Below are 21,086 nucleotides of genomic sequence, written 5' to 3' on the forward strand. Positions count from 1 at the left end.
GGTCCGTTCAGGCTTTTGCAGCAGGGGTTTCGCGCAGCTGGCGGTACACCGACGACAGCGCGGAGACATCTTCGGCGGAGAACAGCAGCTTCAGCGCCGGCGACACTTCGTGTCGGTCGTCCTGGCCGGCCAGGCGGGTCAGGATGTGGTTCTCTTTCATCTTCTGCACGGCCGCGGCGACACGGCGATTGAAGCCCGCGCGGTCGGTGGAGAGGTTTTTCTCGTAGATGGCCAGTGCTTCGGCCATCTCGGTGTCGGCCACCACGGCGCGGTTGCCGCGTGCATCGGCCTCGGCCAGTTGCTGGCGCAGGTACAGCAGCAGCACCGAGTCGATGAAGGTCAGCGGCGAGGTGCGCAGCAGCACCGGCGCGTCGATGTCTTCGGTATCGGCCTGGCGGGTGAAGGCCACGCCGCTGTCGCGGTCGAGCACCAGCTCCAGGAACAGGTCCGCCAGCGCCGAGCGGATGGCCGCTTCGCTGCGGATCAATGCCGGCCACAGCTTGGCGTGGCGCAGCTGGTCGATGCTGGGGCCGATCAACAGCTGGCACAGCGCGCGGCGCCCATCCAGCGGCAGGCGCCCGGTATCGCCCATGTAGAACACGTCGTTGTTGCGACGCGGCGGCGGCGTGATCACGACCGGCTCTGCGTCCTGGTCGTCTGCCGGCCCGTCGATCGGGGCGGCATCGTGGGAATCTTCATGCCAGTTCATGGCGTTTCTCCTGGGTGAACCAAACCAGCGGGATGCGGGCGCGTCGCCACTGCCCATCGCCGCCACGCCAATGGGCGGTTTCCTGTTCGCCGTCGACCACCACGCCGTGGCGGGTGCCCAGCGACAGGTAGCCGATCACGCTGCCCAGTCCCTGCGGCGCTTCGCGCTGCGACAGGGCCTGGGCGATGCTCAATTTCGGTTGCACGCCGAGCAGTTCGTGCAGGTCCCGGCGCAGGGTGCGGAAGTCGATTTCCGAGGACGCGACCAGGTCGCCGACGCTTTCCAGGCTGATGCTGGCCGCATCGTTGCGCTGCACGCTGCCATCCACCTGTGCGCTGCGCGGATCGTGCAGCTTCCATTGCGACCACGAGCGCAGGCGGCTGGTGGTGAGCTGGAGGTCGCGGCCGATCGGGCGCTGGGCGGAAAAATCATCGCGCAGTGCCAGCGCTTCGGACTGGGCCTGTTTGAGCAGCTGGTTGAGCCGGCGCTGTTCCAGGTAGCCACGGCTCTGCACGAACCCGCGCAGGCTGCGCGCGAAGTGCTGCAGCACGTCGTGGACCTGGCCACCGCGGTCGAGCATGGTGCCGGTGAAGCCGCGCAGGAAGGCGCGCTCGTCGCKGTCGAGCTTGCGGGCGAAGCCGCGTGCCAGCACCGCTTCCAGCGCGGCGTCGAGCTGGGCGCTCTGCTCGGCATCGTTGAGCAGCCGCCAGAAGGCCTGGAAGCTGCGCCCGGCGTCGCTGTCACCGATCACGTCCACGCCCTCAAACAACCGGGAGAGCACCTCGCCGCGTTCGCTTTCATCGTCGATGRTGCGTTCGCGGAACTCGCGGTTGAGGCGCTCGAAATCGTCGCGGACACGGCGGAAGTCTTCGGTGAGGTCATCGGCCAGGCCGATGATCTGCCGCGCGCGTTCCAGCGCGCGCTTGCCATCCAGCGCCACCACGCGGCCCTGGCCGACCCGCGCGATCTCCGCGTCGATGCGGTCGCGTTCGTCGCGCAGCGCCGACAGGCGCGCATCCGGGTTGGACTCGGTCTGCGCGGCCAGTTGCGAGAGCTGTTCGATCACCAGCGCCAGCCGGCTTTCGGTGGCCGCCACGCGGGTCTGCTCCAGGCTGTCGGCGAAGCGGATCGCCTGCAGGGCCTGGGTGGACAGCTCGTACTGCTCCTGGTCGGCCCCCTCGGGCAGGCGCCGCTCCAGCCAGCCCTGCGCCAGCCAGTGGGCGATGTAGGCCTGGGCGGTACGCGGCAACTCACGCGAGAGTTCCTCGCCGTTGAGCTGGTCCAGCGCGCGCTGCAGGCGTTCATGCAGGGCCGCGGCCGGCAGCGTCCGCTCGCCATCCATCAACAGGCCCTGCAGCAGGCCGATGATTTCCGGGGCGTTGGCGGCCGCCAGCAGCTTCCACTGGGGTTGCTCGCGCAGGGTGCGGTAACGGGTGATGCGTTCGTGGTGCTTCATGCAGCCAGGACATCCGGAAAAACACCGCGCGGCCGGACGCCGCGCAGCGGGAAGGGGAAAGGCCCGGCGGAGCGCTGCCGGGCGCGCGGCAGGTTCAGCGCTTGCCGCCCACTTCGATGAAGCGCAGGAACTCGGCGCGGGTGCGCGCATCCTCGCGGAAGCTGCCCAGCATCTTGGAGGTGACCATGCTGACGCCACGCTTGTGGATGCCGCGGGTGGTCATGCACTCGTGCGCACCTTCCACCACCACGCCCACGCCGACCGGCTGCAGCACGTCCTGGATGCACTGAGCGATCTGCGCGGTCATCTTTTCCTGCACCTGGAAGCGGCGTGCATACGCCTCGACCACGCGGGCCAGCTTGCTGATGCCCACGACCTTGCCGGCCGGCAGGTAGCCGACGTGCACGCGGCCGATGATCGGCGCCATGTGGTGTTCGCAGTGGCTTTCGTACTCGATGTCGCGCAGCACGATCAGTTCGTCGTAGCCGGCCACTTCCTCGAAGGTGCGCTCCATGTAGGCGCGCGGATCGTCGCGGTAGCCGCTGAACCAGTCGCCGTAGGCCTCGGCCACGCGCCGCGGGGTATCCAGCAGGCCTTCGCGGGTGGGGTCTTCACCGGCCCAGCGCAGCAGGGTGCGCACGGCCGATTCGGCATCGGCCTGGGTGACCGGGGTGGCGTCGTTGTCTTGTTTGCTCATTACATACAGCACCCGAAGGGGGGCGAGCATCGTACCCGACAGACCCCTCGGACGTCCCCCGCCACGGTGTCCGGGCCTGCGGCGGCGGGCCGGCGTTGGGCTGCGGTTGGGCCAGGGTATTGATAGGATGGAAATTAGTAGTATCCTATCGATCTGCCATGAAACGAACCCTCGACGAACGCACCCAGCTGCAGATGCAGCTCAGCTCCGGCCTGCTTTATGCAGGGCGGCAATGGCAGCGCCTGGCCGACCAGGCCTTGGGCAGCTACGGCATTTCAGCGGCATGCACCATGCCGCTGCTGATGATCGGGCGTGCCGGCGGGGGTATCCGCCAGGTGACGCTGGCCCAGCAGCTGGGCATGGAAGGTCCGTCGCTGGTGCGGCTGCTGGACAAGCTCTCGGCCAGCGACCTGGTCCGCCGCGAATGCGATGCCAGCGACCGCCGCGCCAACCTGCTGTGGCTGACCGACAAGGGCGAAGCCCTGGTGAGCCAGCTGGAAACGGAGTTGATCGGGCTGCGCCAGGGCGTGTTCGGCGAGCTGTCGCTGGATGAACTGCGCACCGTGCTGAAGCTGTGGCAGTTGCTGGCCGATGCCGCCGAACGCGTGACGTAAGCCGTTTCCCCGTTTTACCGCCCGGTGCCGTGTCACGACGCCGGGCGCCCCCCTTTCCGCTCCCCCAGTGAACCCTTTGCCTCGATGTACGGTGAATTCAGTCTCTATGGTGTGTTCGTCCCGACCCTGCTCGGGCTGATGCTGCTGGCGTACCTGCTCAAGAGCGGGCTGCGCGTGGTCCTGCAGCGCACCGGCGCCTACCGCCACATCTGGCACCCCGCCCTGTTCAACCTGGCCGTGTACGTGATCGTGCTTGGCGGGTTGTTTTCCCTGATGCGTTGGATGCAATCGTGAACAAGATCCTCAAGCGTGCTTTCCCGGTCGTGCTGACCGTCGTGGCGGTGATCGCCGCGGTGCTGGTGCTGCGCCATCTGTGGTCGTACTACATGGACGAACCGTGGACGCGCGATGCGCACGTCAGCGCCGACGTGGTGCAGGTGGCACCGGACGTGTCCGGGCTGGTGGAGGCGGTGAAGGTGACCGACAACCAGCCGGTGGCGCGCGGCGACGTGCTGTTCGTGGTCGACCGCGCCCGCTACCAGATCGCGCTGGAACAGGCCCAGGCCGCCCTCGGCGAACGTCGCGCCACGCTGGACCAGCTGCGCCGCGAGATCGCGCGCGACCGCAGCCTGTCCGACCTGGTCGCCGCCGAGGATGCCGAGGTACGCCGCGCCAAGCTGCTCGCCGCGCAGGCCTCGATGGCCACCGCGCAGGCGGCCGTGGACCTGGCCAGGCTCAATCTGGCGCGTACCGAGGTGCGCAGCCCCAGCGCCGGGCACGTCAACGACCGCACCGTGCGTGCCGGCGATTACGTCACCGCAGGGCGGCCGGTAATGGCGGTGCTGGATACCGGTTCGTTCCGCGTTGATGGCTATTTCGAGGAAACCCGCCTGCGCGGCGTGCACGCCGGGCAGAAGGTGGATATCCGCCTGATGGGCGAGGCGCAGCCGCTGCAGGGCCATGTGCAGAGCATCGCCGCCGGCATCGAGGACCGCTACCGCAGCGAAGGCAGCAGCCTGCTGCCGAACGTGACCCCGGCCTTCGACTGGGTGCGGCTGGCCCAGCGCATCCCGGTGCGCATCCATATCGACCATGTGCCGGCCGGGGTCAACCTGATCGCCGGGCGCACCGCCACGGTCACCATCGTGCCGGACACGGTCCAGGCCACGCCGGCACGACCGGCACAGGCGGCGTTGTGAGCCGCCCTGCCCTGCACCGCATCGCGTTGGGGCTGGCGTTGACCACCCTGGCCGCGTGCAAGACCGTGGGCCCGGATTACACCGTGCCCGCAGGATCGGCCTTCCAGCGGCCGGAGGCCAATGCCGCCTTCATCGACACCGGCAACCCACAGGTAGCCGCCGGTGCCGAGCTGCCCGCGCGCTGGTGGGAGCTGTACCAGGACGACACCCTCAATGCCCTGGTACAGCAGGCACTGCGCGACAACGTGGAACTCAAGGTGGCCGATGCAAACCTGCGCCGCGCTGCCGCCGTCTACGAGCAGGCGCTGGATGCCGGTGGTTTCGAGTACGAGGCCGAGGCCGGGGTGAGCCGTGCGCAGCTGTCGGCTGAATCGTTCCTGCTGGAACACGAACTGCCGCCGATCAACCTGGCCGACGGCAAGTTCGCCGTGTCCTACCAGTTCGACCTGTTCGGCAAGCTCAAGCGCGCTTCCGAGGCCGCGCATGCCGACGAGCAGAGCGTGGCCGCCGCCCTCGACCTGGCCCGCGTGTCGCTGGTGGCGCAGGTCGCCGGCAGCTACGTGGAGATCTGCCATGCCAACCATGAGCTGCACGTGGCCGAGCATTCGCTGCAGCTGCAGCAGCGCAGCCGCGAGGTCACCCAGCGGCTGATCAACGCCGGCCGCGGCACCCCGCCCGAGCTGGCCCGCGCCAACGCCCAGGTAGCGATGCTGGAAGCGGCGCTGCCACCGCTGCGCGCCCAGCGCCAAGCCTCCGAATACCAGTTGGCGGCCCTGCTCGGTCGCACCCCGGGACAGCTGCCCGACGGCGTGGGCGACTGCAGCCAGGCGCCGACCCTGGCCCAGCCGCTACCGGTGGGCGATGGCCGCGCACTGCTGCAACGTCGCCCGGACGTGCGCCAGGCCGAACGCCGGCTGGCAGCGGCCACCGCGCGGATCGGCGTGGCCACCGCCGAGCTGTACCCGGACATCCGCCTGGGCGCCTCGGTCGGTGCGGCTGGCCTGCTGGAAGATTTCGGCCAGCCGTTGACCCAGCAGTGGTCGATCGGCCCGCTGATCTCCTGGACGCTGCCGTCCTCGGGCACGCATGCGCGCATCCACGCCACCGAGGCGGGCGCGGACGCGGCGCTGGCCGAGTTCGACCACAGCGTGCTGCAGGCGCTGCGCGAAACCCAGACCGCGCTCAGCCGCTATGCGCACGACCTGCAACGCCTGCAATCGCTGCAGACCGCCCAGCAGCAGGCCGAACTGRCCGCCAGCCAGAACCGGCGCCTGTACCAGGGCGGCCGCACCCCCTACCTGGCCAGCCTGGATGCCGACCGCACGCTGGTCTCGGCCGATGCCACCCTGGCCGCCGCGCAGGCGCAGGTATCGCGTGATCAGATCCAGCTGTTCCTGGCGCTGGGTGGCGGCTGGAACGCCGACGCCGTGGCCGCCGGCAAGGCGACGAGGTAAACGCGATGGTGCTGCTGGACCGTCAGGCGTGGCTGTTTTCGGTGAAGACCTTCCTGGCCGCGCTGGCCGCGCTGTACATCGGGTTGGCCGGCAACCTGTCGCGCCCGTACTGGGCGATGGCCACGGTCTACATCGTGACCCAGCCGATGCTCGGCCCCACCCGCGCCAAGGGCGTGTACCGCATCGTCGGCACCCTGATCGCCGGTGCGGCAACGCTGTGGATGCTGCCGCACCTGGTGGAAATGCCGCTGCTGCTGAGCGCGGCGATGTCGCTGTGGTTGTCCGGCTGCCTGTTCATCGCCCTGCTCAACCGTGGTCCGCGCGGCTACGCGTTCCTGCTGGCCGGCTACACCACCGCCTTCATCGGCTTCCCGGCGGTGACCTCGCCGGACACCATCTTCGACACGGTGGTGGCGCGCAGCGAAGAGATCATCCTGGGCACGGTGGTGGCGGTGCTGTTCGCCTCGCTGTTCTTCCCCACCTCGGTGCGGCCGATGCTGCGCTCGCGGGTCAGCAACTGGATGGGCGATGCGGCGCAGTGGTCGCGGCAGATCCTGCTGCGTGGCCAGGCGCATGGCCCGCGCAACCGGCTGGCCGCCGACCTGGTGCAGTTCGAGGCGCTGATCGAGTTCCTGCGTCGCGACGATCCCCGCCATGCCGGCGCGGCGGTGTCGATGGAGCGGCTGCGCGAACGCATGCTGTTGATGCTGCCGGTGCTGTCTTCCATCGCAGACCGCCTGGGCGCGCTGCGCGCCGGGGGCCGTGCGCTGCCGCCGGGCCTGGAGCCGCTGGTGACCGACATCGCACAGTGGCTGGAGCAGCCCGGCCGCTCCAGCGCCAGCGAATACGCCGCGCTGCGCGCCCGCATCCTGGCGCTCAAGCCGGCGGTGGACGGCGAGCTGGACCACCTGCTGCTGGTGACCCTGCTGCTGCGGCTGGAGGAGCTGGTGGACCTGTGGCAGGACTGCGGCACCCTGCAGGACGCCATCGAACAGGGCAGCGCGCCGCGCGATACCGCCCACTACCGGATCCGCGCCACGCGCAGCAGTGATGCACGGCATGTGGATTACGGCATGGCGCTGTTCTCGGCGGCCAGCGCCGGCGTGGCGTTGATGACCTACTGCGCGCTGTGGATCGGGCTGGGCTGGGAAGGCGGTGGCAACGGCGCGATGATGGCCGCGGTGGCTGCTGCGTTCTTCGCCGCGCAGGACGATCCGGCACCGAGCATGCTGTCCTTCCTGCTGTGGGCGATCGTGGCCAGCCTGGTGGCCGGGGTGTACCTGTTCGGCGTGTTCCCGGCGGTGCATGACTTCGGCAGCCTGGCGCTGGTGCTGGCGGTGGTGTTCCTGCCGCTGGGCCTGCTGCTGCACAAGCCGCAGACCGCGCTGATCGGGCTGCCGTTGACGGTCAACCTGGTGGCGCTGCTCAACGTGCAGAACACCTACAACGCCAACATCCAGAGCTTCATCAATTCCTCGGTGGCGATGTTCATCGGGATCGGGTTTGCGGTGGTGATGACCCGGCTGTTCCGCTCGGTCGGTGCCGAATGGACCGCACGCCGGCTGGTGCGGCAGGGCTGGACCACGCTGGCCGAGGCCGCCGAAGGCCGTGGCCAGCAGGATCGCCAGCAGTTCGCCGCGCGCATGCTGGACCTGCTCGGCCTGCTGGCCCCGCGCCTGGCGGCGACCCCGGAAGGCAGCGACATCGCCTCGGTGGACATGCTTACCGAAGCGCGCATCGGCCTGAACATCCTGCAGCTGCGCCGCGCCCGCCATGGCTTGCCGCCGGCCAGCATGCAGGCGATCGAATCGATCCTGGACGATGTGGGCGCGCACTATCGCGCGCAGGTGGCACGGCGGGCGCCGCTGCCGGCACCGGCCGGCCTGCAGGCCAAGCTGGAGGCCTCGCTGAAGCGAGTTCAGACCGTGGACGCGGGCAAGGCGCGCGATGAGGCGCTGATGGGCGTGCTGGGGCTGCGCTATGCGTTGTTCCCGGACGCACCGGTGGCCGATGCACCTGCCGTTACGGCCGCCGCGGCGCCTGGCCTGCCGGCGCCGCGCTGAACCGGCCCCGCACGGGCCGGCCGGTCCGCGCCGATCAGGGCTATCCTGACGCATGCATTTGCGCATGGATCAAGGTGATTCCCGATGAGTTACGACCTGATGGTGTTCGACCCCGCCGTCGCCCCGCGTGAGGCGGACGCCTTCCTGCAGTGGTACGACGCGCAGACCGAGTGGAACGAGACGCACGACTACGACGATCCGAAGGTGTCGGTGCCGGCGCTGCAGGCGTTCTTCGCCGCGCTCGCCGAGCACTTCCCGCCGATGGACGGCCCCCTGGCCGATGACGAGGATGACCGCCCGGAAGTGACCGACTACAGCGTCGGCCAGCACGTCATCTACGCGTCCTTCGATGATGAAGTGGCCGAGAACGCGCATGGCCTGGTGCAGGTGCTGGCCAACACCCACYAGCTGGGCTTCTTCGATGTCAGCGGTGACGGCGCCATCGTGTTCCCCGATGGCACCGTGGTAATTCCGGAATAAGCCGGGAGCGGGGCTAGAACAACTGCCCCTGCGCCGGTGCGGCGACCGCTGTGTCGCCCACCGGCGGTTCTGATGCGTCTGGCGCGTCTGGCGGGCCATGCAGGCGCGCGGCCAGCCCGGAGATGCGGCTGGCATGCCGCTTGAGCGCGGCCTGGATGACCTCCGCGCTGCCCAGCACATGCAGCGACTGCCGCGCGCGGGTCATGCCGGTGTAGACCAGCTCACGTGACAGCACCCGGTTGTCGCGACGCGGCAACTGCAGCCAGACCTCGTCGAACTCCGAGCCCTGCGCCTTGTGCACGGTCATGGCGAACGCACTTTCATGCGCCGGCAATGCGCCCGGATGGAAGCCGCGTGGCTGGTCGGGCGTGTCGCCGGGGAACCAGGCGGTCACTGCGCCCTGTCGATCCCGCAGGCAGATGCCGATGTCGCCGTTGAACAGGCGATGGCGATAGCTGTTTTCAGTGATCAACAGCAGACGTCCATGGAAATAACCCGGCGCCATGCCCGGACGCGGTACCCCGGCCAACAGGGCTTCGATGCGGGCGTTGAGTCCACGTGCGCCCTGCGCGCCTTCGCGTACGGCCGTGAGCAGGCGGATACGACCGGCGTTGGCCAGTGCCTGCGCCGGATCGGCGGCCTCGCCCAACCCGCGCCAGTGCGCCAGCAGGTGATCGCGGTGCTGCAGCGGATCGGTCTGGTCTTCATGGAAGTGCACGCCAGCCAGCCGGTCACTGCGTAGCAGCGCCAGCGCGGCGTCACTGTCGCCGTCGCGCACGGCATGCGCCAGCGGCACCAGGTCCAGTGCATCGGTCTGCCGATAGCCGCGTTGCAGCTGCACGCGTCGGCCCCCGAAGCGCCTGCCGGCGGCCAGCGGCTGCAGGGTGGCCGGTGACAACAGCGCGCGCAATGCGTCGGCATCGTCGGCGCGGGTGCCCAGGCCATCGCCGCTGGCGCGCAGGATCGCGCTGAGGACGTCGCCGGCTTCCACCGACGGCAGCTGGTCCGGATCGCCGAGCAGCACCAGCCGGGTACCGGAGGCGACCGCCTCGACCAGCTTGGTCATCAGCGGCAGGTCGATCATCGACGCCTCATCCACCACCACCACATCGAACGGCAGCGGGTTGTCGCCGTGGTGACGGAAGCGCGGTGAATCAGGAATGGTCCCAAGCAGGCGATGCAGGGTAGTGCCGGTGGTGGGCATGGCATCGCACAGTGCCGGGGCGATACCGACCAGGCGCAGTCGCTGCACGGCCACGCGCAGGCTTTCGGCCATGCGTTCGGCGGCGCGACCGGTGGGCGCGGCCAGCGCCACCCGCGGCAGCGGCTGGTCGGCCTGCGCCGCCTGCGCGGCGAGCAGCACCAGCAGGCGCGCGATGGTGGTGGTCTTGCCGGTACCGGGCCCGCCGGTGACCAGCACCAGCGGATGGCGCAGCGCCACGCCGGCGGCACGGGCCTGGTGGTCGGTACCGTCGTGCGCCTGCGGGAACAACTGCCCGAACAACACCGCCAGCGCGCCGGGATCGGGCTGGGCCAGCGGATGGGTCGCGATGCGTTGCAGGCCGGCGGCCAGGCGACGTTCGTACTCACGGTAGCGGCGCAGGTAGAGCAGCCCGTTTTCCAGCACCAGCGGCCGGTCGGCGGTGGCCTCGGCAGCGTCCGAGGCCGGCACGTCCACCCACGGCGAAGCGCGCAGCTGCGCAAGCCAGGCTTCGGCGTCGGGCCAGTCGACGTCGGTGTCGACCAGGCGCTGCGGGTGCCGCGGATCCAGCCCGGCATGCCCCTGCGACACCGCCAGCGAGGCCAGCGCCGCGGCCGCCAGCACCGCATCGGGGGTGTCCGGCTGCAACCGGCGCAGGCTCTGCGCCAGCGCGTGGTCGAGGGTGCGCAGCGCGTTGCCGCGTTGCAGGGCGGTGAGCAGGCTCATGCCTCACCCCGTGCGCGTGCGGCCATGCGGGCCTGGGCCTGTTCGCCACCGGCGAACAGCGCATCCATCGCATCGACCAGCGCCGGGTCGAAGCGGTGTGCGTACACGCCGGGGCTGTCCGCGCGCGCGGCATCCAGGCCACGGCAGAACAGGTAGCGGATGCCGCCCATGTCGCGGGCGTAGTCGTACTGCGCGCCCAGCCGGAAGCGCAGCCAGCGGTGCAGCGCCACGGTGTAGATCAGCGCCTGCAGGTCGTACTCGCTGTGTTGCATCGCGCTCTGCAACCGCGCGGCGTCGTAGCCGGGCAGGCGGTTGGATTTGTAATCGAGCACGTACCAGCGCGCATCGCGTACGTAGGTGAGATCGATCTTGCCGGTCATCAGCCCCTCCAGCCGCCGTCGCACGCCGAAGCCGCGACGCTCGCGAACCAGGCCGTGCGCGTGCAGCAGCTCTAGCAGTGCCGGCACCGCCGTGGGCTGCATGGCGAAGTGGAACTCGATTTCGGCGCGGCGCGCATCGGCCGGCAGATCGTGCAATGCGCCCCCTTCGGGCAGCGGTACGGTCAGGGTCTGGCCGACCAGTGCGGTCAGCACCGCCACACCATCGTCGAGGTCTTCATCGGCATAGCCTTCTTCACCCAGACAGGCGCGCAGCACCTGCGCTTCATCGTCCGGCGCGGGCTGTCCCGGCTGCCAGTGCGCCCAGCGCGCGAAGTCGGTGTTTTCCAGCGCATCGTGCAGCACGTTGCCGAAGCGGCTGCCCATGAAGCGCGGGTCGATGACCTCCTCGCTGGGCAACGCCGGTTGCTCGGCGTCCAGGGTGAGGTCCACGCCGACCGGTTCATCAGCGGCCGGTGCGGGAATTTCAGTGGCGGCCGCGTCGGTGTCGTGGCCGGCATCGGCGTGGGCAAGCTGGGTGAAGCTGTACACCCACCAGTCGTGCGGGATGCGCCGGGTCAGCGCGCGCACCGGCGGTAGTTCGCCGTCGCGTTCGAACGCCAGCTGCGGCGGGCGCGGTTCGAGCGGCCCGTCGACCACGGCGATGTCCGGATGCGCACGTAGTGCAGCCATGTCCGAGAGCATCGGCGCCAAACGGGTCTTGGCCAGCCCCGCCAGATCGCCAGCGGCGATCCACAACGCGTGTTCGGCGCGGGTCAGCCCGACGTACAGCAGGCGCGCATCTTCGGCCTCCTGCTCCTGCGCGCTGCGCGTGCTGGCCGCGCTCCACGCCTCGTCCTTGTCCAGTTTCCAGTGCAGCTCGCGGCGGCCGTTGGCATACACCGTGCAGTTCGTATCGGTATTGGGTGCGCTGCCCCCGATGCCGACGAACGGCAGGAACACCAGCGGATACTCCAGCCCCTTGCTCTTGTGCAGGGTGATGATCTGCACCCGGCGCGCGTCCGATTCCAGCCGCAACAGCTGCTGTTCGTCGTTCTGGTCGGCGTGGGCCATCTGTACCTGCAGCCAATCCAGCAGGCCATGCATGCCCAGCGTCTGCGCGGCGGCCTGCTGCAACAGTTCGCCCAGCTGCAGGTAATTGGTCAGCCGACGCTCGCCATCGAGCAGGCCGAGCAGACGTTCGGCGTGTTCGGCGCACAGGTCGGCGATCACCGCGAACGGTCCGCCGCGCTGCCAGCGTTCGCGCCACAGCAGCAGGCGGATCTGCACGCTGCGCTGCGCGTCGCCCTCGCGCTCCATCGCATCGATCGCGGCGGCGTCTTCGCCCAGCAACACGGTGGACAATGCCGCGCGCAGGCGCCCTTCGTCTGCCGGCTGCAGCAGCGCCAGCAACAGCAGGCGCAGGTCCTGCGCCTCGGGCGTGGCGTACAGGCTCTGCTTGCCGGCGGCCACCGCCGGAATGCCGACCGCGCTGAGCGCGTGCTGGATGCGCGTGGCGTCGCGGTGCGAGCGCACCAGCACGGCGATGTCGCCGGGCTGCACCGGCTGACCACGCAGTAGCGCGCGGCCCTGGCGGGCATCGCTGAGCAGCTGGTGGATCGCGGCCACGCAGGCATCGCTGGCCTGCTGCCGCGACGGATCGGCCTTGAGAGTGCCGCCATCGCTGTTGTGCAGCACGCGCACGGTCAGGCCCGGCGCAGGAACCCCGTCGCGCAGGAAATCGGCATCCACCCGCGTGCTGCCCGCATGCACCGGCTCGAAGCCGATGTCCGCTTCGAGGAAGGCGCCGTCGCCGGCATGGGTGTACAGCGCCTCGATGGCGTGCAGCACTGCCGGGCGCGAGCGGAAATTGCGGTCCAGCGGCGGCGCGGCATCGGCCTGGCGCTTGGCCTTGAGATAGGTGTGGATGTCGCCGCCGCGGAAGCCGTAGATCGCCTGCTTGGGATCGCCGATCAGGAACAGCGCCGGCGCCAGACCGGCAGCGCGGGTTTCTGCCGAATCGCCAAACACGCGCTGGAAGATGCCCCACTGGCGGTCGTCGGTGTCCTGGAACTCATCCACCAACGCGATCGTGTACTGCGCGCGCAGCTGCTGCACCAGCACATCGCGGTGCGGGCCTTCCAGCGCATCGGCGACGCCATCGATCAGGTCGTCATAGGTCTGCACCCGGCCGATCCGCTTGAGCTCGGCCAAGCGCGCGCGGGCCTGGTCGCGCAGCGCGTGCAGGAAGGCGGTCGCCTGGCCGCGCTGCCACAGCGCCAGCGCATCGGCCGCGGCCAGGTACACGGCAAGGGCGTGCTGCAGCGGCGACTGCGGCGTCCTGCCCGCGTGGGCCTTGTTGGTGCGCGCGGTGAGTTCTTCGACGGTCAGCCGGCGCAGCCGCTCGGGGTCGGCATCCAAGGTTGCGCCCGGCGTGTCATCGGCCGCCCAGCGGTGCAGCTGCACGGCCAATGGTTCCAGCCAGGCCAGTTTGTAGCTGTTGCCGTTGAGCACTTTGTTCTCGACTGCCGCACAGACGTCGCCCAGGAAGGCTTCCCCGTGCTGGCGGTAGTCGGCGGCGAACTGGCGCGCGGCCAGCGCGTGCGCCGGACGCGGATCGTGGTCCAACCCGATGGGCACCGGCGGTAACAGCGGCAGCGGCTTGATCAGCGTGGTCAGGTCACCGGCCAGCGCCTCGGGCGTGGACCACAGCCGCGTCAACGCATCCACGGTGGCTGCATCGTTGGCATGCACGCGCCACAGGTCGGCGGCCAGTTCGTCGTGCAGCGCGCGTTCGCTGGGCAACAGGGTCGGTGGATCGAAGGTATGGCCACTCTCCAGGGCGTGTTCGCGCAGCACGCGGGTGCAGAAGCCATGGATGGTGAAGATCGAGGCCAGGTCGATTTCATCGGCGGCGGTCTGCAGCCGGCGCGCGAGCGCCGCCGGCGTTTCTTCGCCCAAGGCCAGCTGGCGCTGCAGGATCATCCGGGTCAGCAGCACCTCGGGGGTGTCCGCATCGGTCGGCGCGCGCTCGACCAGCTGCGCGGCCAGCGCCAGCCGCTCGCGGATGCGCTTGCGCAGTTCCTGGGTGGCCGCATCGGTAAAGGTCACCGCCAGGATCTGGCCGATGCGCCAGCCCTTCTCCACCACCAGCCGGGTGAACAGCGTGGCCAGGGTGAAGGTCTTGCCGGTGCCGGCACTGGCCTCGATCAGGCGCACGCCGTCCAGCGGCAGCGTCAGGTAGGGATCGTCGAGAAGGTCGTGGTCACTCATGTTGTCGCGCCCTGGTCATCGAAGCCGGGGAATACCCGGCCCTCGCGCACCGCGGTGAAGACCACGAAGCTGTTGTGCAGCAGTTGCCGGTAGCTGTCTGGCGTGGCGAAGGGATCGCGTCCGCGCAGGGCCAGCGGGTAGCCGGCGCCGCTGGATTCACCCCACGTCCGGTCGCTGCCGTACCACCTTGCCCGGCCCTCGGTTTCGCGCTTGGCCTCGGCGGCGGTGTAGATCGCCCACGCGGTGGACGGCGCGTATGGCAGCGGCGCGCGCAGCCCTTCGCTGCGCAGGTGCAGCAGGCGCCGCAGCACCTGCCGGGCCTGCTCGGGCGGCAACGGTGGCAGCACGTGCGGGCCCAGCCCGTCATCATCCGCATCGTGGAACTGCACCAGCGCCAGCGCGTCGCCGGCGGCATTGGCCAGCAGCCAGTCCAATCCCTGGCGGATCGCCGCACGCCCGTTGAGTGGGCCCGGGCGCAGCCGCACCAGGCCGTGCGGATGCACGCCGTCGATGCGGCCGTGCAGGCGCACGCCGTCGATCTCAACCTCGTACCGGCGGCTGTCGGCGTCGGTGCCGGCCTGCCATTGGGCCAGCGCCTGCGCGTAGGGGCGGGTCTGGGCCTGCAGCGCCTCGAACTGGCGCTGCCCCAGCGCACCGGAGGGCAGCAGCGCGCGGGCGCGCAGCCGCGGATAAAGCGGCGCATCGTCCCCGTCCAGGGTGGCCTCGATCACCGCCTGCCGCAGCAGCAACGTATCGCTGCCGCGCGCGGCCATGACCAGCGGTTCCACGTCATCGGCATCGCCGAGGTCCTCGGGCAGGCGCAGGCCCAGCCGCTGCGACAGGAACTGGCTGGCCGGGTCGGTGAGGAAGCGGCGCAGCGCGTCCAGGCTGAGTTCGGCCTCGCCGGGCAACGTGTCCGGGATCGGCAATGGCTGGTCGAACCACGGCGCCAGCGCGCGCCGCTGTCCGCCAAGCGAACCGGCGGCCGGGTGCCACTGCTGGCGATAACTGAAACGCCGCGGCTCATCGCCGCCGCCAAACGCGGCCGGGGCGAAGGGCTGCAGCGAGTGGCGCACGGTCAGCTCCCTCGCCGCGCTGGCCGGTGCCAGGTGGTAGTCGGCGGCGGCGTCGATCAGTTCGCTGACCAGCACCGAGGGTTCGCGCACGCTGCCATCGCGCGGGTCGGCACCGAGATAGCTCAGGTAGAACACGTCCTGCGCCGAGGCGAACAGCTGCAGGAACAGGAAGCGGTCGTCCTCGCGCAACGAACGATCGCCATGCCGGCGCCTGGCGGTGCCCAGTTCGGCGGTGAGCTGGTTGAGCCCGGCAGCCGGGTCGCGGCGCGGGAAATCGCCGTCGTTGAGCCCCAGCACACAGATCACCCGGAACGGCAGCAGGCGCATCGGCACCATGCGGCCAAAGCTGATCCCACCGGTCAGCAGCGGGGCGCGGGTGTCGGCCTCGGCCAGCACCCCGGCGAAGTGCGCACGCAGCACTTCCGGTGCCACCGTGCCGTGGAAACCGGCCTGCTCGGCATCGCGGGCGAATTCGTTGATCAGCTTGCGCAGGCGCTCCAGCGCGCGCTGGCTGTTGGCCGCCTGCGGCGGCTCGGGCAGCAGCGCGTCCAGCAGCGCCAGCAGGCGTTGGCGCCACTGTGCCGGCGGCAAGGCGTCGCCCAGCGCCTTCTGGTACCGGGCCAGCACGCGCAACAGCCCAAGCAGGCGGTCCAGCGCCTCCAGCGCGCTGCCTTCCAGCTCCGGCCACGGCGCCACGCCGGCGATATCGCCGTCGCTGCCGCTGGCATGGCCCAGCAGCAGGCGATCCAGCGCGAACTGCCAGGTGAAGGCATCATCGCGCGGGGCCTGGTGCTGGCTGCGGTGGTGGGCATCCAGCCCCCAGCGCGCGCCGGCGGCCTGCAGCCAGTCGTGCAGGCGATCGAAGTCGGCCGCATCCAGCCCGGCCGCCTCGGCCAGCGGCGCGCTGGCGAGCAGGTCCAGCACTTCGTTCAAACCGAACCGTGACACCGGCAGGCCGAGCAGGTGCACGAAGACATCGGCCAGCGGCTCGCCGGCCAAGGGGCTGGTATCGGCCAGTGCGTACGGAATGTGGTCGTCCCCCCCGCTGCGACCGCCGAACACCGCTTCCAGGTACGGCACGTAGGGGTCGATGTCCGGGGCCAGCACCGCGATCTCACGGGCCTGCAACGGCGGCTCGAAGCGCGGGTCCTGCAGCAGCCCGCGCAACTGGTCGTGCAGCACCTGCAGTTCGCGCAGTCGGGTATGGCAGGCATGCACCTGCAGGCTGGGATCGTCGCGGCGCAGGCCATCGCGGCGCTCACCGGAGGGCTGTCCACGGCGGTGGAACAGATCGCGTTGCAGCCGATGCAGCAGGCTGTCGGACAGTCCACCCGCGTCCATGTCCGCACGCGCATCGTCTTCGGGATCGTCATAGGCGGCGATCTCACCGGACGGATGCACTACCTCGTAGCTGCCCAGCACCGCCATGAAGTCGCGCCCGGCCGCGCCCCAGGCCTGCAGCAGGCGGTTCTCGCCGGCCGCGTCGCCGAACGGATCGGGCGCGCCGCTGCGCAGTTTCTCGCCCAGAGTCTGCAGGTCGCCCCAATACGCCTGGGTCGGGGTGGGCAGGTAGAAGTGCATCGTGCCGACCCGCGCCTGGGTGGCCATCACCCGCAGCACGTCGGGCGAAATGTTGAGCGTGGCGAAGGCGAACACCCGTGCCGGCAGGCCCTGTGGCAGTGCCTGCCCTGCCCCTTCGAAGCGCGACAGGTAAGCATCGATGCGACGGGCGCGGTACTGGTGGCCGCTGGCGATGTGCCGCCACAGGATCGCCTGTGGATCCTGCGCGTCGGCACCGGCTTCCCAACGCAGCAGCCAGTCGCGGCGCCAGGCCTGGTACTTCTCGAACACCGCGGCCAGCTCGCCGGCCAGCGCCCAGGGCTTGAGCGGATCGGCGGCCGACAGGTAGGCCTGCAGCGCGCGCATCGGCGCCTGCCCCAGCAGGTCCGGATCACGCAGCGCGGCATACAGCTTCCAGCGCAAAGCGGCAGCGCTGAGGTCATCGTGCTCGCCCGGGACGTTGGCGTTGAGCGCGCGCGCGACGAACTCACCGGGGGTGAGGAATTCCAGATTGGCGGCAATGCCATACTCGACCGCCAGGGTGGACTGCAGCCAGCGCCGCATCGCGACCTGCGGAATCAGCACCACCTCCGGGACCAGGATCGACTGCCCCGGCACCGGCGTACGCACCGCGGTGGCCAGCAAGGCGGCCAGGACGTCGAGTGAATTGGAGTGGTACAGGCGGAAGTCGGACGCAGCATCAGTCATCGCGCCAGTGTGCCGCAGCCGTCGCACGATCACGAGGGTGGCCGGCGACGGTCTGGCCCTACGACCTGGCTGTCGTCGCCCGGTACGGTGTGTTGCGAGCGCGGTCTCAGGCCGACCGGTAACGGTCGTGCGACAATACTGCACGGTCCAGTTCGGTTATGTTCAGCCGTTCACCACGATCTTACAACGTTGGAATTTTGTTAATGGCTTCCATGACGGCTTCCGCAGAACCTCTGGTGCAGTTGTCCAACGTGCGTATCGATCGCGGCGGTCGCAGCATCCTGCGCGACGTGTCGCTGCAGGTGCCGCGCGGCAGCATCACCGCCGTGCTGGGGCCGTCGGGCAGCGGCAAGTCGACCTTGTTGGCGGCGCTGACCGGCGAACTGCGCCCGGTGGCCGGCGAGATCACCCTGTTCGGCAAGCCCATCCCCACCGGCACCGGCGCGCTGCTGGAGATGCGCAAGAGCGTGGGCGTGCTGCTGCAGGGCAATGGCCTGCTCACCGACCTCACCGTGGCCGAAAACGTCGCCCTGCCGCTGCGCACCCATACCCGTCTGCCCGCGGCCGTACTGAACCGGCTGGTGCAGATGAAGCTGCACGCGGTGGGCCTGCTGGCCGCCGCCGATGCCTGGCCGCGCGAGCTGTCCGGCGGCATGGCCCGGCGCGTGGCGCTGGCCCGTGCGCTGGCGCTGGACCCGCCGCTGATGATCTACGACGAGCCGCTGACCGGGCTGGACCCGATCGCCTCGGGGGTGATCATGAGCCTGATCCAGCGTCTCAACCACAGCCTGGGGCTGACCAGCATCATCGTCAGCCACCATGTGCATGAGACCCTGCCGATCTGCGACCAGGTGATCGCCATTGCCAATGGTGGCGTGGTGTTCCAGGGCAGCCCGGCCGCGCTGGAGTCCAGCCAGGACCCGCTGTTGCGGCAGTTCCTGCATGGCCAGCCCGATGGTCCGATTCCGTTCGATGCCGCGCCGCGCGCGAGGGTTGCCTGATGCCGTTCGTTGACGCCACCCGCTCGCTGGGCCGCGCCGGCCTGTTCTCGCTGACGGTGCTGCGCGGCTCGCTGCCGACCGCCGACTTCCTGGCCGAACTGACCCGCGAGATCTACAAGGTCGGCGCGCGCTCGCTGCCGATCATCGCCGTCGGCGGTGCTTTCGTCGGGCTGGTGCTGACCCTGCAGGGCTACCGCACGCTGACCACCTTCGGCGCCGCCGACGCGCTGTCCACACTGCTCGGCCTGTCGCTGTACCGCGAACTGGCGCCGGTGCTGACCGCGCTGCTGTTCATCGGCCGCGCCGGCAGCTCGATCGCCGCCGAACTGGGCCTGATGCGCGCCACCGACCAGATCAAGGCGCTGGAACTGATGGCCATCGATCCGGTCGCCAAGGTGGTGGCGCCGCGCTTCTGGGCAGCGGTGCTGACCGTGCCGCTGCTGACCGGCATCTTCTGCTCGATGGCGATCAGCGCCAGCTACTTCGAGGCCGTGCACGTGCTGGGCCTGGACAATGGCGTGTTCTGGTCGGCGCTGAGCAACAGCGTGGACTTCTGGGACGATTTCGGCGTGGCGATGCTGAAGTCGGCCATCTTCGGCGGTACCGCGGCACTGGTGGCGTCGTACGTCGGCTTCCACGCCGAGCCGACCATCGAAGGCACCTCGGTGGCCACTACCCGCGCGGTGGTGAACGCCTCGCTGCTGGTGCTGATGTTCAACTTCGTGCTGTCGGCCATGATGTTCCGGTAATTCCCGGAACGGCATGCAACGCAACCCCGCCCCGGCACCCGTCGGGGAACCTGACAAAAGAACAGTGAGATAACCCCATGGCCATCCGCGGTCCCAGACTCGAATTTTCCGTCGGCGCTTTCCTGCTGCTGGCGCTGGCCTCGCTGCTGGTGCTGGCCATGGCCTCCACCAACCAACGGTGGGGCCTGGGTGGCGACGGCTACGAACTCAAGGCGCGCTTCACCCAGATCGGGCAGCTGCGCAAACAGGCGCCGGTGAAGATCGGCGGCGTGGTGGTGGGCCAGGTCGCCGGCATCGAGCTGGACCCGACCAAGTTCGATTCCATCGTCACCCTGAAGCTGGACGGCAAGTTCAAAGACCTGCCGGCCGACACCTCGGCGGGCATATTCACCAGCGGTTTGCTCGGCGAGAGCTATATCGGACTGCAGCCGGGCGGTGATCCGGACGTGCTCAAGTCCGGCGACGAGATCGTGTTCACCCAGCCGGCGGTGGATCTGCTGCAGTTGGTCGGCAAATACATGTTCAGTGGCCCGGCCAATACCGGCGGCGCCGCTCCCCAGGATGCTCCCGGTGCGGAAGCGCCGGCTACGGAAGCGCACAAATGAAAACCAAACTGATCCCGGTCCTGCTCGCCTCGGCCCTGCTGGCCGGTGCTCCCTCGCTCAGCTTCGCCCAGGCCGCACCGGCCGCTGCCAGCGCCCAGCAGGGCCAGGCCAGCACCGTCGTGCTCGATGCCAGTACGCGCATCCTGTCCACCCTGCAGCAGCGCCGCACCGAGTTCCGCAGCAACCCGACCGCGCTGCGCGGCTTCATCAACGGTGAGCTGACCAAGACCTTCGACCGCGACTACGCCGCCCGCCTGGTGCTGGGCGTGCACGGCCGTGGCGCCTCCGACGCCGATGTGAAGCTGTTCGCCGATGCCATGGCCGACAACCTGATGCAGCGCTACGGCTCGGCACTGCTGGATATCCAGGGCAAGCCCAGCTTCCGCCTGAAGTCCGAATCGCCGCTGCCGGGCAACCGCGGCGTCAAGGTGTCCACCGAACTGGTGCGCGCCGGCAGCGAAGCGACTCCGGTCGACTATCTGATGCGCAACGTCGGCGGCCAGTGGAAGATCTTCGATGTGATGATCGAAGGCATCTCCTACGTGCAGACCTTCAAGACCCAGTTCGACGCCCCGCTGCGCCAGAAGTCGATCCAGCAGGTGGCCACCGAGCTGCGCAACGGCAGCATGCAGGCCGCCCCGAGTGGCAAGTAACCCGGCCAGCGTCAGCGTGCAGGGCACGTCGCTGGTGTTCAGCGGCGTGCTCGATCGTGCCGCGGTGACGGCCTTGTGGCCGTCGCTGCAGGCCACCGCCGATGCGCAGGTGCTGGACCTGACTGCGGTGCCGCGGTTGGACAGCGCCGGCCTGGCGCTGCTGGCCGAACTGGCCGCGCGCCTGCGCAGCATGGGCATCCAACCGCGTTTCAACGGCGCTCCCGCCGGCTTCACCGAACTCAGCGCAGCCTACCGGTTGGCGCCGTCCCTGGATTTCAATGCCCCCTCTGCCGCGAGCTGACATGAACGTCATACGCAACCTCCCCTTCGTCGTGCTCGCCCTGGCGTTGACCGCCTGTGCCGGCAAGCCCGCCCGCGAGGCCGCACCGGCCAGCGTGGCCGTGGACGCTTCGGCGCCGGTCGACGCCCCCGTCGCGGTCGACGACACGGCCAGCGTGCCGGCCGCGGCAAGCGCCGCACCGGCC

17 protein-coding genes and 1 pseudogene are annotated in these 21,086 nt (G+C 69.7%); 12 read left to right on the forward strand and 6 right to left on the reverse strand.

The genetic code is table 11. The features are described from left to right. Positions 1-7: 7 nt before the first annotated feature. The 3 genes from AC1DQP_RS01635 to folE all read right to left on the reverse strand — a co-directional run bounded on the left by AC1DQP_RS01635 (position 8) and on the right by folE (position 2,862). The gene (locus AC1DQP_RS01635) at positions 8-709 is read right to left on the reverse strand and encodes a DUF4194 domain-containing protein (protein WP_457318106.1); all 702 of its coding nucleotides are present in this window, start codon (positions 707-709) and stop codon (positions 8-10) included. Further along, positions 696-2,165 carry a DUF3375 domain-containing protein gene (locus AC1DQP_RS01640; protein ID WP_478050997.1) on the reverse strand — a complete coding sequence of 490 codons (1,470 nt, stop codon included), beginning with the start codon at positions 2,163-2,165 and terminating at the stop codon, positions 696-698. Before AC1DQP_RS01640 ends, AC1DQP_RS01635 begins: the two co-directional genes overlap by 14 nt. Before the next feature lie 94 nt (positions 2,166-2,259). After that, positions 2,260-2,862, reverse strand: a complete 603-nt coding sequence (gene folE, locus AC1DQP_RS01645; RefSeq protein ID WP_256776130.1) for a GTP cyclohydrolase I FolE — start codon at positions 2,860-2,862, stop codon at positions 2,260-2,262. A 158-nt stretch (positions 2,863-3,020) separates the two neighbouring features. Between folE and AC1DQP_RS01650 the strand changes: the two genes are divergently transcribed. The 6 genes from AC1DQP_RS01650 (at position 3,021) to AC1DQP_RS01675 (ending at position 8,672) form a co-directional block, all read left to right on the forward strand. Then, a complete protein-coding gene (locus tag AC1DQP_RS01650) occupies positions 3,021-3,476 on the forward strand; it encodes a MarR family winged helix-turn-helix transcriptional regulator (RefSeq protein WP_312238802.1) in 456 nt (151 codons plus the stop codon). A gap of 84 nt (positions 3,477-3,560) precedes the next feature. Continuing rightward, complete coding sequence (locus AC1DQP_RS01655; protein WP_019183984.1) at positions 3,561-3,770, forward strand: DUF1656 domain-containing protein; 210 nt, start codon at positions 3,561-3,563, stop codon at positions 3,768-3,770. Next, positions 3,767-4,675, forward strand: a complete 909-nt coding sequence (locus tag AC1DQP_RS01660; RefSeq protein WP_256776128.1) for an efflux RND transporter periplasmic adaptor subunit — start codon at positions 3,767-3,769, stop codon at positions 4,673-4,675. Before AC1DQP_RS01655 ends, AC1DQP_RS01660 begins: the two co-directional genes overlap by 4 nt. Further along, the gene (locus AC1DQP_RS01665) at positions 4,672-6,129 is read left to right on the forward strand and encodes an efflux transporter outer membrane subunit (RefSeq protein ID WP_478050998.1); all 1,458 of its coding nucleotides are present in this window, start codon (positions 4,672-4,674) and stop codon (positions 6,127-6,129) included. Before AC1DQP_RS01660 ends, AC1DQP_RS01665 begins: the two co-directional genes overlap by 4 nt. A gap of 5 nt (positions 6,130-6,134) precedes the next feature. After that, on the forward strand, positions 6,135-8,192 hold the full coding sequence (locus AC1DQP_RS01670; protein WP_457318110.1) for an FUSC family protein: 2,058 nt from the start codon (positions 6,135-6,137) through the stop codon (positions 8,190-8,192). Positions 8,193-8,276: 84 nt separating this feature from the next. Then, positions 8,277-8,672 carry a hypothetical protein gene (locus AC1DQP_RS01675; RefSeq protein ID WP_478050999.1) on the forward strand — a complete coding sequence of 132 codons (396 nt, stop codon included), beginning with the start codon at positions 8,277-8,279 and terminating at the stop codon, positions 8,670-8,672. Between the two features lie 13 nt (positions 8,673-8,685). Here AC1DQP_RS01675 and recD read toward each other — a convergent pair whose 3' ends face one another. Genes recD through recC form a run of 3 tightly spaced genes read right to left on the reverse strand, consistent with a single transcriptional unit; the run spans position 8,686 to position 17,593 of the window. Further along, positions 8,686-10,599: an exodeoxyribonuclease V subunit alpha gene (gene recD, locus AC1DQP_RS01680; protein ID WP_457318112.1), complete on the reverse strand. Its 1,914-nt coding sequence runs from the start codon at positions 10,597-10,599 to the stop codon at positions 8,686-8,688. Continuing rightward, complete coding sequence (gene recB / locus AC1DQP_RS01685; RefSeq protein WP_457318113.1) at positions 10,596-14,249, reverse strand: exodeoxyribonuclease V subunit beta; 3,654 nt, start codon at positions 14,247-14,249, stop codon at positions 10,596-10,598. The genes recD and recB overlap by 4 nt, the downstream gene beginning before the upstream one ends. After that, positions 14,246-17,593, reverse strand: a complete 3,348-nt coding sequence (gene recC / locus AC1DQP_RS01690) for an exodeoxyribonuclease V subunit gamma (protein WP_478051000.1) — start codon at positions 17,591-17,593, stop codon at positions 14,246-14,248. The genes recB and recC overlap by 4 nt, the downstream gene beginning before the upstream one ends. A 212-nt stretch (positions 17,594-17,805) precedes the next feature. On the opposite strand from recC, the gene AC1DQP_RS01695 reads away from it, so the two are divergent. The 6 genes and pseudogenes from AC1DQP_RS01695 to AC1DQP_RS01720 form a co-directional block, all read left to right on the forward strand. Continuing rightward, on the forward strand, positions 17,806-18,594 hold the full coding sequence (locus AC1DQP_RS01695) for an ABC transporter ATP-binding protein (RefSeq protein WP_457318115.1): 789 nt from the start codon (positions 17,806-17,808) through the stop codon (positions 18,592-18,594). Beyond that, the gene (locus AC1DQP_RS01700) at positions 18,594-19,343 is read left to right on the forward strand and encodes an MlaE family lipid ABC transporter permease subunit (RefSeq protein WP_256776120.1); all 750 of its coding nucleotides are present in this window, start codon (positions 18,594-18,596) and stop codon (positions 19,341-19,343) included. The genes AC1DQP_RS01695 and AC1DQP_RS01700 overlap by 1 nt, the downstream gene beginning before the upstream one ends. A gap of 77 nt (positions 19,344-19,420) precedes the next feature. After that, a complete protein-coding gene (gene mlaD, locus AC1DQP_RS01705; protein WP_457318116.1) occupies positions 19,421-19,948 on the forward strand; it encodes an outer membrane lipid asymmetry maintenance protein MlaD in 528 nt (175 codons plus the stop codon). Further along, the gene (locus AC1DQP_RS01710) at positions 19,945-20,601 is read left to right on the forward strand and encodes an MlaC/ttg2D family ABC transporter substrate-binding protein (RefSeq protein ID WP_457318117.1); all 657 of its coding nucleotides are present in this window, start codon (positions 19,945-19,947) and stop codon (positions 20,599-20,601) included. The genes mlaD and AC1DQP_RS01710 overlap by 4 nt, the downstream gene beginning before the upstream one ends. Further along, entirely contained in the window at positions 20,591-20,902 is a 312-nt protein-coding gene (locus AC1DQP_RS01715; protein WP_457318118.1) for an STAS domain-containing protein, read from the forward strand. Before AC1DQP_RS01710 ends, AC1DQP_RS01715 begins: the two co-directional genes overlap by 11 nt. A gap of 1 nt (position 20,903) precedes the next feature. After that, positions 20,904-21,086, forward strand: a pseudogene (locus tag AC1DQP_RS01720) (MlaA family lipoprotein); the annotation flags it as partial.

The organism is Stenotrophomonas sp. P5_A8 (assembly GCF_056400545.1).

Coding starts and splice junctions, on each gene's coding strand:
- AC1DQP_RS01635 (WP_457318106.1), bottom strand. CDS start 709: ATGAACTGGCATGAAGATTCCCACGATGCCGCCCCGATCGACGGGCCG.
- folE (WP_256776130.1), bottom strand. CDS start 2,862: ATGAGCAAACAAGACAACGACGCCACCCCGGTCACCCAGGCCGATGCC.
- AC1DQP_RS01650 (WP_312238802.1), top strand. CDS start 3,021: ATGAAACGAACCCTCGACGAACGCACCCAGCTGCAGATGCAGCTCAGC.
- AC1DQP_RS01655 (WP_019183984.1), top strand. CDS start 3,561: ATGTACGGTGAATTCAGTCTCTATGGTGTGTTCGTCCCGACCCTGCTC.
- AC1DQP_RS01670 (WP_457318110.1), top strand. CDS start 6,135: ATGGTGCTGCTGGACCGTCAGGCGTGGCTGTTTTCGGTGAAGACCTTC.
- recD (WP_457318112.1), bottom strand. CDS start 10,599: ATGAGCCTGCTCACCGCCCTGCAACGCGGCAACGCGCTGCGCACCCTC.
- recB (WP_457318113.1), bottom strand. CDS start 14,249: ATGAGTGACCACGACCTTCTCGACGATCCCTACCTGACGCTGCCGCTG.
- recC (WP_478051000.1), bottom strand. CDS start 17,593: ATGACTGATGCTGCGTCCGACTTCCGCCTGTACCACTCCAATTCACTC.
- AC1DQP_RS01695 (WP_457318115.1), top strand. CDS start 17,806: ATGACGGCTTCCGCAGAACCTCTGGTGCAGTTGTCCAACGTGCGTATC.
- AC1DQP_RS01700 (WP_256776120.1), top strand. CDS start 18,594: ATGCCGTTCGTTGACGCCACCCGCTCGCTGGGCCGCGCCGGCCTGTTC.
- mlaD (WP_457318116.1), top strand. CDS start 19,421: ATGGCCATCCGCGGTCCCAGACTCGAATTTTCCGTCGGCGCTTTCCTG.
- AC1DQP_RS01710 (WP_457318117.1), top strand. CDS start 19,945: ATGAAAACCAAACTGATCCCGGTCCTGCTCGCCTCGGCCCTGCTGGCC.